The organism is Flavobacterium sp. KKT103 (assembly GCF_055640565.1).
In genome coordinates this window covers 3,449,029-3,464,153 of sequence record NZ_CM145766.1, presented here as the reverse complement: position 1 = coordinate 3,464,153, position 15,125 = coordinate 3,449,029, and the positions used below count along the sequence as shown (strand labels likewise).

Annotated in this window: 11 protein-coding genes; 9 read left to right on the top strand and 2 right to left on the bottom strand. The window is 34.0% G+C overall.

Features of this window, described 5'->3' with window-relative positions; all coding sequences use genetic code 11:
* Positions 1–11 precede the first annotated feature (11 nt).
* The 8 genes from ccoS to ACZ2G0_RS14810 all read left to right on the top strand — a co-directional run bounded on the left by ccoS (position 12) and on the right by ACZ2G0_RS14810 (position 6,903).
* Complete coding sequence (gene ccoS / locus ACZ2G0_RS14845; protein WP_470308289.1) at positions 12–203, top strand: cbb3-type cytochrome oxidase assembly protein CcoS; 192 nt, start codon at positions 12–14, stop codon at positions 201–203.
* A gap of 2 nt (positions 204–205) precedes the next feature.
* Positions 206–2,395 (top strand): cytochrome-c oxidase, cbb3-type subunit I, encoded by a 2,190-nt coding sequence (gene ccoN / locus ACZ2G0_RS14840; protein ID WP_470308288.1) that lies wholly within the window; start codon positions 206–208, stop codon positions 2,393–2,395.
* A 102-nt stretch (positions 2,396–2,497) separates the two neighbouring features.
* On the top strand, positions 2,498–2,671 hold the full coding sequence (locus tag ACZ2G0_RS14835; RefSeq protein WP_470308287.1) for a CcoQ/FixQ family Cbb3-type cytochrome c oxidase assembly chaperone: 174 nt from the start codon (positions 2,498–2,500) through the stop codon (positions 2,669–2,671).
* A gap of 112 nt (positions 2,672–2,783) precedes the next feature.
* Entirely contained in the window at positions 2,784–3,686 is a 903-nt protein-coding gene (locus ACZ2G0_RS14830) for a cbb3-type cytochrome c oxidase N-terminal domain-containing protein (RefSeq protein ID WP_470308286.1), read from the top strand.
* A 158-nt stretch (positions 3,687–3,844) separates the two neighbouring features.
* Positions 3,845–5,263, top strand: a complete 1,419-nt coding sequence (gene ccoG / locus ACZ2G0_RS14825; protein ID WP_470308285.1) for a cytochrome c oxidase accessory protein CcoG — start codon at positions 3,845–3,847, stop codon at positions 5,261–5,263.
* A gap of 39 nt (positions 5,264–5,302) precedes the next feature.
* Positions 5,303–5,803 (top strand): FixH family protein, encoded by a 501-nt coding sequence (locus tag ACZ2G0_RS14820; protein WP_470308284.1) that lies wholly within the window; start codon positions 5,303–5,305, stop codon positions 5,801–5,803.
* A gap of 129 nt (positions 5,804–5,932) precedes the next feature.
* Positions 5,933–6,634, top strand: a complete 702-nt coding sequence (locus ACZ2G0_RS14815) for a sulfite exporter TauE/SafE family protein (RefSeq protein WP_470308283.1) — start codon at positions 5,933–5,935, stop codon at positions 6,632–6,634.
* 35 nt (positions 6,635–6,669) lie between these two features.
* A complete protein-coding gene (locus ACZ2G0_RS14810; protein WP_470308282.1) occupies positions 6,670–6,903 on the top strand; it encodes a YdcH family protein in 234 nt (77 codons plus the stop codon).
* Between the two features lie 847 nt (positions 6,904–7,750).
* Here the strand turns inward: ACZ2G0_RS14810 and hemN are convergent.
* Both hemN and ACZ2G0_RS14800 read right to left on the bottom strand, forming a co-directional pair.
* Positions 7,751–9,115, bottom strand: coding sequence for an oxygen-independent coproporphyrinogen III oxidase (hemN, locus tag ACZ2G0_RS14805; RefSeq protein WP_470308281.1), 1,365 nt, complete (start codon positions 9,113–9,115; stop codon positions 7,751–7,753).
* A gap of 163 nt (positions 9,116–9,278) precedes the next feature.
* The gene (locus ACZ2G0_RS14800; RefSeq protein ID WP_470308280.1) at positions 9,279–11,276 is read right to left on the bottom strand and encodes a DUF349 domain-containing protein; all 1,998 of its coding nucleotides are present in this window, start codon (positions 11,274–11,276) and stop codon (positions 9,279–9,281) included.
* Positions 11,277–11,729: 453 nt separating this feature from the next.
* On the opposite strand from ACZ2G0_RS14800, the gene cas9 reads away from it, so the two are divergent.
* The gene (gene cas9 / locus ACZ2G0_RS14795) at positions 11,730–15,104 is read left to right on the top strand and encodes a type II CRISPR RNA-guided endonuclease Cas9 (protein WP_470308279.1); all 3,375 of its coding nucleotides are present in this window, start codon (positions 11,730–11,732) and stop codon (positions 15,102–15,104) included.
* The last annotated feature ends 21 nt before the right edge of the window (positions 15,105–15,125 follow it).

Below are 15,125 nucleotides of genomic sequence, written 5' to 3'. Positions count from 1 at the left end.
AATTTTAAGGTATGAGTGTTATTTATTTATTGATAGGAATTAGCATCTGTGTCGCAATTGGTTTTTTTGTAGCATTTATTATTGCTGTAAAAAGTGGTCAGTACGACGATGATTACACGCCTTCAGTACGAATGCTATTTGACGACGAACTCAAGAAAACACCCAAAACAGAAATACAAACAATAAAAGAAAAACAAATTTAATTATGGAAATGCAGCAGTTTTATTATGACAACAAAATTGTAAAGAATTTCATTTACGCCACCATTCTTTTTGGTGTCGTGGGAATGCTTGTAGGGCTTACGCTTGCTACGATGTTTCTTTTTCCTAACTTGACTGACGGTATTTCCTGGTTGAGCTACGGAAGATTAAGACCTTTACATACCAATGCCGTTATTTTTGCTTTTGTAGGAAACGCATTTTTTGCAGGAATGTATTATTCGATGCAGCGTTTGTTAAAAGCGAGAATGTACAGCGATTTTTTAAGTAAGCTTCACTTTTGGGGATGGCAATTAATTATTGTAGCCGCTGCAATCACATTACCTTTAGGCTATAGCAGCTCAAAAGAGTATGCTGAACTGGAATGGCCTATTGATATTGCAATTACTTTTATTTGGGTAGTGATGGGTATCAATATGATAGGAACCATGATTAAAAGGAGAGAGCGTCATTTGTATGTAGCAATCTGGTTTTACTTAGCCACTTTTGTAACTGTTGCAGTGTTGCACATCTTCAATAACCTGGAGATACCCGTATCTTGGTTTTCAATGAAAAGTTATTCTGTATATGCAGGTGTACAAGATGCTTTAGTACAGTGGTGGTACGGTCATAATGCCGTGGCCTTTTTCTTAACGACACCATTTCTAGGACTGATGTATTACTTTATTCCTAAAGCAGCAAACCGCCCGGTATACTCTTATAGATTGTCTATTGTGCATTTTTGGTCTTTGATCTTTATTTATATATGGGCAGGACCGCACCACTTACTCTATTCTGCTTTACCTAACTGGGCTCAAAATTTAGGAGTTGCTTTCTCGATAATGTTACTTGCTCCATCTTGGGGAGGTATGATTAACGGATTGTTGACTTTACGTGGCGCGTGGGACAAAGTGCGTGTGGAACCAGTACTTAAATTCTTTGTAGTAGCGATTACAGGTTATGGTATGGCCACTTTTGAAGGACCAATGTTATCACTTAAAAACGTAAATGCTATTGCGCATTTTACAGACTGGATTATTGCTCACGTACACGTAGGAGCTTTAGCTTGGAACGGATTTATGGCTTTTGGTATGATTTATTGGCTAGTTCCAAGAATGACTAAAGGACCTTTATTTTCTACTAAATTGGCCAATTTCCATTTTTGGATAGGAACATTAGGAATCATATTATATACGTTACCAATGTACGTTGCCGGTTTCTTACAGGCTTCAATGTGGAAACAATTCAATCCAGACGGAACGTTAACTTACGGTAACTTTCTTGAAACTGTAACGCAAATTATGCCAATGTATTGGATGCGTGCAATAGGAGGTACTTTATACCTTGCAGGAATGCTCGTATTAGTTTATAACATTACCAAAACGATTATGGCTAATGAAACTATTGAAGATGAATTAGCTGAAGCGCCTGAATTACAAAAAATTAGTAGTAGTCGTATTAAAGGTGAAAAATTCCACCCTTGGTTAGAAAGAAAACCAATTCAATTAACCATTCTTGCAACAATAGCCATATTAATTGGAGGGGTTATCCAAATTGTACCTACGATTATGGTAAAATCAAATATACCTACAATTGCAAGTGTAAAACCGTACACTCCTTTAGAATTAGAAGGTCGTGATTTATATATTAGAGAAGGTTGCGTGGGATGTCACTCGCAATCAGTACGACCATTTCGTTCAGAGGTGGAACGTTATGGACCACAATCTAAAGCAGGAGAGTTTGTTTACGATCACCCGTTTTTATGGGGATCAAAACGTACAGGCCCTGACTTGTTAAGAGTAGGAGGTAAGTACAACGATAACTGGCACTTTAACCACATGTGGAATCCTCAAAGCACATCAGCAGGATCGATAATGCCAGGCTACAAATGGCTGTTTGATAATGAGCCGTTGGATATATCTGATATCGAAGCTAAAATGAGAGTCATGCAAACATTAGGGGTTCCTTATAGTGATGCTGAGGTTGCTAATGCTAGAGTTGCTATTAAAGAGCAATCTCAAAAAATTGAGGACAATCTAAATGCTGATCCTGATTTCGTGAAAAGCTATGCCGACAGCAAGAAGAAAGCTGCAGCAAAAGGAGAAGAATTTGTTCCAATGCATCAACGTGAGATTACAGCTTTAATTGCTTACATCCAGAGGTTGGGTACTGATATTAAAGTAAAAGATAAAAAGTAATTTACTAAACGTTCTAAGACTTTAAGGTGGCGAGTCGCTAAGTAGCTGCAATACCTCAGAAAATTAGAGTCTTAGGACCTAAGTAACTTAAAAACTAAAAATATGTTCGAACAAGTTAAGCACAACATGGAAACAATCTCGGGAGTAGAAATTTACCCGGTCATTTCGTTACTAATTTTCTTTAGCTTTTTTGTAGGTCTGGCCTTTTGGGTGCTTTCTTATAAAAAGGAAAAGATAGATGAAATGAGTCATATTCCTTTTGAAGAGAAACTGTAATGACCTAATCATTAGAGTTGAAAACCAAAACATAATTTAAATAAATAATCAAATCTAGTGGTAGTTTGCCTTTTAAATAGCTACGACCGCCCTAGATTTCAAAACAATTAATATGAAAAAATTAATCCCACCATACGTAAGAGTACTCGTAATCTTCTTTTTCGTATTTGGCGCAATGGAGTATTTCATAGATTCAGGCGAACAACCGGCATTTATTAGGTATCCTATGGTTTCTTTATTCTTATTCGTATTTCTATTTCTACTGATAGCGGTCGAAATTACACTGCAAGCTATTGAAAACATACTGTATCAAATGCTAAGTGAGGAAGAAAAAGAAAAAGCAGCACTAGAGGCTATGGCAAGTTATAAGGATAGTGCATGGTTTAAAAATTTGATGCAAAAACTAACTAGAACCGAACCTATCGAAAATGAACTTGATATTTTGTTGGATCATGATTATGACGGTATAAAGGAGCTAGATAATAATTTACCACCTTGGTGGGTGTATCTTTTTTATGCAAGTATTGTTTTTGGAGCAGTTTACTTAATTCGATTCGAAATCATGGGAGCAGACAACCAAGAAATGGAGTTGAAAAAAGAGTTGGCTCAAGCCAAAATTGACGTTGCAGAATACATGAAAACAGCTCCAGATTTAATGGATGAGAAAACAGTTACTGTCCTCACAGAAGCAGCTGAATTAGCAGAAGGAAAAACTATTTTCACTACTAATTGTGCTGCTTGTCATAGAGCAGATGCAGGCGGACAAATTGGTCCCAATTTAACCGATGATCGTTGGATTTTAGGTGGTGGCATAAAAAACATATTTCATACAATTACCAATGGAGGTCGAGACGGAAAAGGGATGATTGCTTGGAAAGGAACCTTGAAACCAAAAGAGATTCAAAAAGTAGCCAGCTATATTTTGTCCTTAAAAGGTAGTAATCCCGTTGATCCAAAAGCGCCAGATGGTGAGGTTTGGGTTGATGAAACAGCTACAACTCCTGCTGCTAAATAAGAATAGCCTCATTTGAACATATAAGTCATGTAAGTTTTTTGAACTATTTTGTTAATAATAAATAGTGATAAATATTTGAATAAGTTTCTTAGTAGTAAAAGTAAATCGCTTTAGAGGGCTTACAAGACTTATATGTTTTAAATTAAATACCAATCAAAATGTCAAAATTACCAGACGAAGCGTTTAGAGATACCATCGGAACCATTGATGAAGAGGGTAAAAGAAAATTTGTTTTTCCAAAAAAACCTTCAGGTAAATTTTATGATTACCGTAAGTGGGTTAGTTATTTTCTATTAATTATTTTAGTAGCTAATCCGTTTGTAAAAATTAACGGAAACCAGTTCATGATGTTTAACATCTTTGAACGCCGTTTTAATATTTTTGGTTTTCCTTTTTGGCCACAAGATTTCTACATTTTTGTATTATTCATGATTGTAGGCGTTGTTTTTGTGATTTTGTTTACGGTCATTTTTGGCCGCATTTTTTGTGGGTGGATTTGTCCGCAGACTATTTTTCTAGAAATGGTTTTTAGACGCATTGAATATTGGATCGAAGGAGATCGTGGTGCTCAAATCAGGTTATCAAAACAAGAATGGAATGCCGAAAAAATAAGAAAGAAAGGAGTCAAATGGTTTATCTTTCTAATTATTTCTTTTGCTATTGCCAATGTGTTTTTAGCCTATATTATTGGTAGTGATGCGCTCCTACAAATGATTGAAGAAGGACCAACAACCCACCTAAGTACCTTAGTTGCTTTGTTACTATTTACAGCTGTATTCTATTTTATTTTTGTGTGGTTTAGAGAGCAAGTGTGTATTATCGCTTGTCCTTACGGAAGATTACAAGGTGTTTTACTAGATAATAAGTCGATAAATGTAGCTTACGACTTTGTCCGTGGCGAAAAAGAAGAAGGTCGTGCTAAATTCAATAAACAAGAAGATAGAGCTAGTTCAGGAAAAGGGGATTGTATTGATTGTAAGCAATGTGTTAATGTATGTCCTACTGGTATTGATATTCGAAATGGTACACAGTTAGAATGTGTTAATTGCACCGCTTGTATTGATGAGTGTGATACAATTATGGACAGTGTGGGTTTACCTAAAGGGTTAATTCGTTATGCTTCTGAGGATGAAATTGAAAAAAATGAGCCTTTTAAGTTCACTGCTAGAATGAAAGGATACTCCGCAGTATTGTTAATTCTAATTGGCATTTTGTCAGGATTGTTGTTTCTACGAACAGAAGTTGAAGCTGTTATTCTTCGATTACCTGGTCAGTTGTTTGAGCACAAAGGCGAGAACATTAGTAATGTTTTTACTTACAAGGTGATCAATAAAACGGATAATGATTTTAATGATGTTCATTTTAAACTTGTTGGGATTAAAGGAACTTTAAAACTAGTTGGGAACCAACATTTCAAGGTCGTAAAACAAGGGATGACTAGTGGTACTATATTTATCGAAATCAACCAATACCTACTCGAAGAAGATAAAACAAAATTAAATATTGAATTGTATAACGGCGACAAAAAAATCGAAACTAGTACAACGAGCTTTTTAAGTCCGCGTAGTTTTGATTAGCACTACAAAAAAGACCAAAATACACTAAATCCAAATACAATGGAAAAGAATACAAGCAGTCAAATTAAAAGTCCGGAGGCTAGAAAAGGTTTCAAAATTAACTGGGGTGGTGGTATTGTCATTGCAATCGCGCTTTTTATGAGTTTTATACTCTACTTCGTTATTAAAGTGCAAATGAATTCTAAGTATGATAACGAATTAGTTGTTGAAGAATATTACAAGCACGACGCTAAATTTGGTGATGAGATGGTCCTAGTACAAAACGCTCATGATCTTGCTCAAAAACCTGTCGTATCCCAAACTAATGAAGGCGTAACTATTGTTTTCCCAGTAATTTATAAACCGGAAGCAATTAAAGGAAAAGTATCCCTATATAGACCGTCTATGAAAAATTTAGATTTTGAAATTCCTATTTCATTGTCTAATCCAACTTTGCTCATACCTAAATCAAGATTGGTAGGCGGTCGCTGGGATATTAATATGGAATGGCATTATGAAGGAAAAGCATACTTAACTAAGGAGACTATTTACATTAATTAGTGGCTAGTAATTAGTGAAGAGTAATTAGTAATTAGCGATTGGTAATTAGTAAATGAAGTGGGTTATAATTTAGATAAAAACATTTTGTTGACTTTCGATTTTCCGACTTCCAAGCTTTAGACTTAAAATATGTTATACACTGCTTTTATATTTGGATTGATTAGTAGTTTGCACTGCATTGGTATGTGCGGACCTATCGCTATGATGCTTCCTGTAGATCGTAATAACAAAGCCAAAAAAACGATTCAAATCATGACATACCATTTGGGCAGATTGACCGCTTATGGTACTATAGGGTTGGTTTTTGGTTTAGTGGGAAAAGGATTTTTTATGGCTGGATTACAACAAAAGATGTCCATTTTTATTGGAGTTGCAATGATTCTAATAGTTATAATTCCGGAAAGATCATTTGCAAAATATAATTTCTCGAAACCTGTTTTTCGATTACTATCAAAAATTAAACAAAATCTTGGAAGGCAGTTCAAAAACAAAAGTTATAAATCACTATTTACTATTGGTCTATTAAATGGCTTTTTGCCCTGCGGAATGGTTTATGTTGCCTTGTTTGGAGCCATTGCAATGCAAAGTGCTAGTTTAGGCGTGTTGTATATGGTTTTGTTTGGATTAGGAACAGTGCCTATGATGAGCGCAGTAGTTTATGCTAATTCATTTATTACACTACCTATTCGGAATAAAATTCAGAAAGCAATACCGTATGTAGCTGTCGTTATTGGTTGCTTATTTATTTTAAGAGGACTAGGATTAGGCATTCCCTATGTCTCACCTTCTACTATGAGTTTGTTTATACAAGCTAATCCCAATTGTCATTAAAAAAAAATTATTCAATTTAATAAAAACTAGATAAAATGGAAAGACACGATCTACTGCACGAATTCCCAGAATACACTGAGAAAATTCATGAAATGAAACTAAGCAATGCCCATTTTAGAAAATTATTTGATGAATACCATGAATTAGAACATGAAGTACACCGCGTTAATACAGATAATGAGGTGGTGACTGATGGGCATGCGCACGAATTGAAAGCGAAATTATTGTTTCTAAAAGATGAGCTGTACGCTATTTTGACTAAGGAGTAAATCGAGGACTTGCTTTTATCTCAGAAAGATAAGAAACCGCAAATTCACAAATTAGAAAGCTACTTAAGTATGCTAAATTTTCGAATTTGCGGTTTTCTTTTACAGTTATTTTCTTTTTAAAAGTAGATCAAATGCCATACCGAGTTTCTAAAATAAGGCTTACTATTTTTAAATTACTAATATTAAAAGATCAATTGTTTGGTAAATTAATCAAGCAAGCAATAGAGCGAAGGTTGAGCTACAGATAAAATTTAAAACCGCAAATTCACAAATTATAAAGCTACTTCAGTATGCTAAATTTTCGAATTTGCGGTTTTCTTTTACAGTTATTTTCTTTTTAAAAGTAGATCAAATGCCATACCGAGTTTCTAAAATAAGGCTTACTATTTTTAAATTACTAATATTAAAAGATCAATTGTTTGGTAAATTAATCAAGCAAGCAATAGAGCGAAGGTTGAGCTACAGATAAAATTTAAAACCGCAAATTCACAAATTATAAAGCTACTTCAGTATGCTAAATTTTCGAATTTGCGGTTTTCTTTTATTGTTATTTTCTTTTTAAAAGTAGATCAAATGCCATACAGAGTTTCTAAAATAGAGCTTATTATTTTTAAATTACTAATATTAAAAGATCAATTGTTTTGTAAATTAATCAAGCAATAGAGGGAAGGTTGAGCTAATGATAAAATTTAAAACCGCAAATTCACAAATTATAAACCTACTTAATTATGCTAAATTTGCGAATTTGCGGTTTTCTATTACCGTTATTTTCTTTTTAAATATACATCAAAAATCATACAGGTAATAGGCACAGGAAGTTTGCTAAATTTGCGGCTTACTATTCAATCTAAATAGTCATCGAAAATAAAGATGTTTCAGGCGCTTTTCTTTTCAAAAGAACATCAAAAGCCATACAGATATTACGAACATAAGGCTTGCCATTTTCAGTTACTTGTATACTGTCTTTCCTCAGGATTACCAAGCCGTCTCTTTCCATTTCTTGCAACTGAATTAGTATATCAGGAATCTCTTCAAAATAATTGTTTTTATTTTCCCATGAAGTTTCAAATTGACACATTAAGTTTAAAATATGTTTTCTAATAATCAAGTCTTCATTGGTTAAAAGATGCCCCCTGTAAATAGGTAGTTTGTCCCATTCTAACAGTTGATAATAATCCTCTAGACTCTTCTCGTTTTGAGCAAAACTATACCAACTGTCACTGATGGAAGAAACACCCAAACCAATCATTAGTTTCGTTTTTGAAGCACTATAACCCATAAAATTACGATGCAAGGAGCCACTTTTTGAAGCTTCGAATAAGCTGTCAGTTTCAAGAGCAAAATGGTCCATTCCTATTTCGTGATACCCATTTTTTAGTAAGAGCTCTTTTCCTATTTGGTACAATTCTCTTTTTTCTTTATCCTTTGGAATATCTTCATCTTTAAAACCACGTTGCCCGTTTCCTTTGATCCAGGGTACATGTGCATAACTATATAAAGCAAGCCTATCGGGTTGTAGCGACTTTGTTTTTTCAATGGTATCAATAATATCAGTACTAGTTTGAAAAGGAAGTCCAAAAATAAGATCATGACTTATGGAAGTATATCCGATCTCTTTTGCCCAAAAACTTACTTTTGCCACATTGTGAAAAGACTGTTCGCGATGAATTGCCTTTTGGACAATTGGTGAATAATCTTGCACACCAAAACTAACTCTTCTAAAACCTAGTTCATGTAATTTTTGTAGATGCTTGTATGTTGTGTTATTAGGATGGCCCTCAAAACTGAATTCGTGATTTGGCGCAATTGTAGCATAAGCCAAAATACCATTTATTAAATCTTCTAGATTTTTATTCGAAAAAAATGTTGGTGTTCCACCGCCCAAATGGATTTCTTTAATCATGGGCTTTTCCGGTAGCATTTTGCAATAAAGAGACCATTCCTTTAAAACAGCTTCGATGTAGGGATTTTCTACATCATGATTCTTAGTAATTCGCTTATGGCACCCGCAAAAAGTACACATGCTTTCGCAAAAAGGAAGGTGAATGTACAAGCTTATACCATCAGCACGATTACTTTCGTTGAATGATTTTTTTAATGTATCGATCCAGTTTTGATACTCAAATTCGGTTTCATTCCAGTAAGGGACTGTAGGGTAGCTAGTGTACCGCGGTCCTGGAACGTTATATTTTTGAATCAGGGATTTTTGCATGATCTATCTTTTTACTTCCTTCAAAAGTACTAGCATTACGCTAGATGTAAAATGATAATTATCATATTCAGTTGTTCCTATTTAGGTTGATCGTTTGTTTCAAGGCACAAAAAAAGCCTCAAACTACAATTAGTTTGAGGCTTCCTATTTTAAATTGAATCGTTTACTCTTGATTCAAACTGCGCAATTGCTTTAGCTTTTCTTTCCAAGTTTCTAAACTTTCTTTGTGAATAGCAATGTTCTTACGAACCTCTAAAACAATTGAATTCTCTTTTTTTGCATTTCTAGTATTAGTGAAAAACTGAATATTATTTTCCAATTGAAAAATTTCGTTTTGCACTTCCTCAATTTTACGCATGATAAATATTTTCTCGCCTTCTAATTTGCGCGTATCATTATTATCAGCTAAACTGTCGATTCTATTTGCAAAACGCATCATATCCGAATCTTTCTTACTCAAACTTAATTTATCAAAAAGAGCGTCTAATATTTTGTTGAATTTCCCTTCGATATGTCTTTTAGGAAACGGAACCTTTCCTATGTTTTTCCAGTTCTCAATATGCAATTTTATAGCATCAAGATCGGCTTTATGTTCTCCAACAAGTTGAAAATCTCTTATTTGTTCTAGGTATGCTTTCTTTTTTTCGAAAGCTTCCATTTCTTCCGCGTTATCTTCAGTTCTTTGTTCTTTCAGCTTATCAAAATAACCATTACAGGCCGCTTTAAATTCGCCCCAAACCTTATCAGAGTATTTGCGAGGAACGTGTCCTATTTTTTTCCAATCCTCCTGAATTTTTTTCATTAAAGGAGTAGTGGCAGCAAAGTCATCGCTCTCTTTTAACTCTTGTGCTTTAGCAACAAGCGCATTTTTTTTAGCTAGATTGTCATTTTGCTCTTTTTTAATATCCTTATAAAACGAGTTTTTAAAAGAATTGAAGTTTCTAACCGCCGTTTTAAAGGCGTCCCAAGTTGCTTCATTAACCTCCGCTGGCACTTTTCCTGCTTCAAAAAATGCCGTTCTTAGGGCTTCTACCTTTTCAATTTGTCCGAGCCATTGAGAGTGCGCATTAACTTTAATAGTAGCTAAGTTCTCAATTTGACTGATGATTTCTTTTTTCTTGGCTAAGTTTTCCAATTCAGTCCCTCTCATTTTTTCAAATAAAAGTTCTCTCTTGTCATGCATTTGCTTAGTCAAATCACTAAACTGATTCCATATTGCATCACGATGTTCACGTGAAACGGGACCTATGTCTTCCTTCCAAATTTTATGTAAATCTTGCAATTCTCTAAACGCCTTATTGATATCAGTTTCTTGAACTAATTCTTGAACGCGAGCAACAATCTTTTGTTTTAACTCTAAATTATGTTTAAAATCCAAATCTCTTGCTTCCCGGTCAAGGTGCAAGTAATCATAAAAATTCTCCACATGAAAATGGTAATTGTTCCATACGTGGTTGTACTTGTCCTTTGGAATCGGACCCGCATTTTTCCAACGCTCTCTTAATTCATTAAAGTGTTTTAAGGTGTCTTTAATGTTTTCATTAGGATTTATAAGCTCTTTCATCTCCTCTACAATTGCTAATCTGTTTTCTAGATTAGTTTGCAAATTGGATTGTAAACTCTTGAAATGCGCATTCTTATTGTCTCTATATTTTGAGTACGTTTGATCAAATTTTATTTTAAGAGGCGAGTGGTAGTGAAAATCCTCTGTAGTATCGGGGTTTTCAGCATGAAATTCTTCTTTTTTCTCTTCGATAAAATGATTGAATTTTGCCAGAAAAGCCTTTTTTATCTCCTCAACATGTTCCTTAATCGATTGTACTTTATCCGTAGCCACAAGCTCTTGTAATTCGTCAACTAGCGCTTCCATAGAAAGCGTTTCATAGGCAAGCATCGGAATTTCATGACGTTCTCTAAGGCTAGCATCTTCGCCTTCCTCAGCATTCGAATCGTCAATTGCAGTCAATGCTTTTTGATTCTCGTTTTCAACAACAGTAGTGGCATTTGCTACGTTTTCGGCAGTACTCGCTTCCGTGTTTACAACTTCTTCAGCAGTTATAGCATCCTCTTTTACAGCGTTTTGAGTTGGAACAGCTTCCGTCGATTCGCTTACTAAATTTCCATCTGCTTCGTGCAGGTTATCATTCGTTTCTTCTAACATTTTGTCAATGTTTAAGGTTTGTACTCAATTATAGGTAGCGAAAGATAGTAAAGCGGCAGGAACTTACAAAATAATTCCTTTATTTATAGTTGATATACACTCGTGCTCAGTGGTTTTTGGAGCTGTTTCCTGCTATCCACTGTATTCCCGATAAATAAAAACTACGGCTGAAAAAAGCCTTGTTTTATTAATATCGGGAGATGCCGTTCCTATCAGGGCTATGGGATAGTGCTGGAATGTACTTTTGGAGTTTTATAAAATGAAAAAGTCCCACCGAAGCAGGACTAAAGATTTTCATCTACGGCATATAGCCTTATTGTGATAAGATTAAAGATTAGAAATTTTAATCAGTTACAAATATATATAAATAAAGTTATACTGATTTACGGGAAACCGTAATTATCCTATTTATTTTCTTACTATTTTTAAACTTTCGCAAAAGGATATAGAAAGATGGCAAAAATATTAGGATTAGATTTAGGAACAAACTCGATTGGCTGGGCTTTAATTGATGATGCCGCAAATAAAATACTTGGAATAGGAAGTCGCATATTTCCAATGGGAGTCGAGAATTTAGGTGATGGAGATAATGAAATTTCTAAAAATGCAAGTCGTACAGGCGCAAGAGGCGTGAGAAGACAGTTTTTTAGAAGAAGGTTAAGAAAAAAGATTTTGTTAAAAGCACTTTCTGAGAATCAAATGTGCCCAATGACTACAAATGATTTTGAAAATTGGAAGCAAACAAAACAATTTCCTTCGGATAAGTTGGCTACTTGGTTTGCTTTAAATCCTTACGAATTGCGAAATAAAGCAATAAACGAAAAATTATCTTTAGAGGAAATAGGTAGAGTTTTTTATCATTTAATTCAAAGGAGAGGCTTTTTGAGTAATAGTAGAAAAGGTGGCTCAGACGATGGAGCTATTTTTAAAGGAAATGCCAAAGAAGGTAAAATCGGAATTACAGAAACATTAGAAAGTATTGAAGATAAAACATTAGGTTCTTATTTGTTTGAGATTTATCCTAAAGAAAACCAACCGTTCCAAGATGGCTTAGAGCGAATCAGAAACCGCTATACAACGCGTAAAATGTATGTAGACGAATTTGAAATGATCTGGGAAAAGCAAAAACAATTTTATTCTGAATTAAATGATGACTTGAAACAATTAATTGGAGGTCGAAAATTAGATGGTTACAAAGAGGACGGTATTTTATTTCATCAAAGACCTTTGCGTTCTCAAAAGCATTTGGTAGGAAATTGTTCCTTTGAACCTACGAAAACTAAATGCCCTCTGAGTGCCATACCATTTGAGCAATTTAGAGTTTGGCAATGGGTAAATACTGTGGAATATAACGGAAAGAAAATTTCACAAGAAGAAAAAGAAAAAATTGCGTTGTTTTTATATACTAATGAAAAACCTGATTTTAAAAAGATCAGAAAAGCCATTGGTAAAGAAAGTGCCGAGTTCAAATTCAATTATAAAGATGACGATAAAATAGTCGGTGCATACACGATTTCTAATTTATCTAATAAAAAATATTTTGGAAGCAAATGGTTTGAGTTTTCCGAAAAGAAACAAGAAGATATTTGGCATGTACTGTATTTCTTCGATAGTAAATCAAACTTAAAAGAATACGCTATTAAAAATTGGGGTTTTAATGAAGACCAAGCCATCGCTATTTCAAAATTCAATGTAAAAGATGGTTATTCTAGTTTAAGTCGAAAAGCAATTTTAAATATTTTGCCTTTTCTTCAAATGGGTTTTACGTATGATGTAGCCGTAGTTTTAGGTGGTGTAAAAAACACATTTGGTACCGATTGGGAAAAATTATCAGAGGAAAAACGAAATTATATTACCGATAATATTGAAGGAATTGTTCGTTCTAAAACGAAAGGAGGATTTATCGAAATTATTAAAGGAATTTTACGAGATGATTATGGTATTTCAGATAATCAAATGCGAAAATTATACCATCATTCCGCTACTATTGATAAAAATGAACTTTTAGAGAAATTACCAATTGGGAAAGAGGCGGATAAGGATATTCAAAAAATCAGAAACCCGATTGTTATTACGGCTTTGTTCGAATTGCGAAAGTTAGTAAACGAAATAATTGATGAACACGGTTCATTAGATGAAATAAAAGTTGAAATGGCTCGTGATTTAAAGATTTCTAAAACGCAAAGAAATCAAATTCGTAGAGATCAGAAACGCTTAGAAAGAGAAAATGATAGAGTAAAAGAACGTTTGCTTGAAAATAGTGTCAGGATAACGCATGATAATCTTTTGCTCTATAAGTTGTGGGAGGAATGTAAAAAAACATGTCCTTATACAGGGAAAGCAATTTCTATTACACAATTATTTTCAGGCGAAGTACAAATAGAACATATTCACCCATGGAGTAAATCATTAAATGATAGTTTTGCTAATAAAACGCTGTGCTATGCAGATGAGAATAGGAAAAAAGGAGATAAAACCCCTTTTGAGTTTTACGGTAGTGATGAATTGAATTGGTCTGGTATAAAAGAAAGAGCGTTAAAGTTATTTTCAGATACTAGGGAATATCCCAAAGCCTATCAAAAATTTAAACGCTTTGTTCAAGTGAAATTCGATGATGATTTTTCTTCGCGTCAGCTAAACGATACCCGATATATTAGTAAGGAAGCCAAAGATTATTTAACATTGGTTTGCAAAAAAGTGAATGTTTCGCCAGGTCAAATGACCGCTAATTTGCGACAAAAATGGGGATTAAATCATATATTGAACACTGAAGATGATTCTAAATCTCGCGCAGACCATCGTCATCACGCTATTGATGCATTAGTAATGGCTTGCGGAAAAACAAGCTATTTACAAGAATTATCAAGATGGAACCGATACAATAGAAAACCAGAACTTAAAAACTTTCCGTTGCCTTGGGAGGGATTTAATTTTGATGCCGAAAAAGCAGTTGAAAAAATCCTTGTTTCTTATAAACGAATTGCTAATGATATAACCGTTCGTTCTCACAAATGCGAGAAAAACGGAAAATCACATATAAATGTGGGTGTTGCTGCACGTGGGCAATTGCATAAAGAAACTGTTTTTGGCAAGAGAGATTTTAATGGAGAAGAAGCTTTTCATGTTCGTAAAGCAATAGATAGTTTAACCACGTTAAAGCAAATAGAAAAAGTTGTTGATGAAAGTACAAGAAATTTAATTCTAAAAAGAATTCAAGAATTGGGAGGCTTCGTCAAAGACAAAGTGCCTGCAAATACTTTTTTCATCGTTGATGAAAGAGGTATAAAGCAACCTCAAATTTTCTTGCCAAATAAAAATGGAGCTCCAGTTCCTATTTTGAAAGTTAGAATGAAAGAAAGTATCGGGAGGGCAGAAAAATTGAAAGAGAATGTCAATCAATGGGTAAATCCTAGAAATAATCATCATGTTTTAATTTACAAAGATGATAAAGGGAATCTAAAAGAAGAAGTAGTGACTTTTTGGACTGTTGTCGAGCGAAAACGTCAAGGTTTTCCAACTTATCAATTACCTCTTGATGGAAAAGAAATCATAACTACCTTACATACAAATGACATGTTTCTAGTAGGATTAAAAGATGATGAAGTTATTTGGGATAATCTAGATTATAGTATAATTAGTGAGAAATTATATAGAGTGCAAAAAACATCGAAAAAAGAGAAGGCATTTGAATTTAATTTTAGGGCAAGTATTGCTTCTTCTCTAGATAATAAAAATCAAGAAATTTCAGTACAGAGTTTTAAAAAATGGATTGAAATTAATCCAATAAAAGTAAAAATTTCAGTTTCAGGAAAAATTCACAAAGTGTAATTTAATTTGTCATTCCAACTT

Coding starts and splice junctions, on each gene's coding strand:
- ccoS (WP_470308289.1), top strand. CDS start 12: ATGAGTGTTATTTATTTATTGATAGGAATTAGCATCTGTGTCGCAATT.
- ccoN (WP_470308288.1), top strand. CDS start 206: ATGGAAATGCAGCAGTTTTATTATGACAACAAAATTGTAAAGAATTTC.
- ACZ2G0_RS14835 (WP_470308287.1), top strand. CDS start 2,498: ATGTTCGAACAAGTTAAGCACAACATGGAAACAATCTCGGGAGTAGAA.
- ACZ2G0_RS14830 (WP_470308286.1), top strand. CDS start 2,784: ATGAAAAAATTAATCCCACCATACGTAAGAGTACTCGTAATCTTCTTT.
- ccoG (WP_470308285.1), top strand. CDS start 3,845: ATGTCAAAATTACCAGACGAAGCGTTTAGAGATACCATCGGAACCATT.
- ACZ2G0_RS14820 (WP_470308284.1), top strand. CDS start 5,303: ATGGAAAAGAATACAAGCAGTCAAATTAAAAGTCCGGAGGCTAGAAAA.
- ACZ2G0_RS14815 (WP_470308283.1), top strand. CDS start 5,933: ATGTTATACACTGCTTTTATATTTGGATTGATTAGTAGTTTGCACTGC.
- ACZ2G0_RS14810 (WP_470308282.1), top strand. CDS start 6,670: ATGGAAAGACACGATCTACTGCACGAATTCCCAGAATACACTGAGAAA.
- hemN (WP_470308281.1), bottom strand. CDS start 9,115: ATGCAAAAATCCCTGATTCAAAAATATAACGTTCCAGGACCGCGGTAC.
- ACZ2G0_RS14800 (WP_470308280.1), bottom strand. CDS start 11,276: ATGTTAGAAGAAACGAATGATAACCTGCACGAAGCAGATGGAAATTTA.
- cas9 (WP_470308279.1), top strand. CDS start 11,730: ATGGCAAAAATATTAGGATTAGATTTAGGAACAAACTCGATTGGCTGG.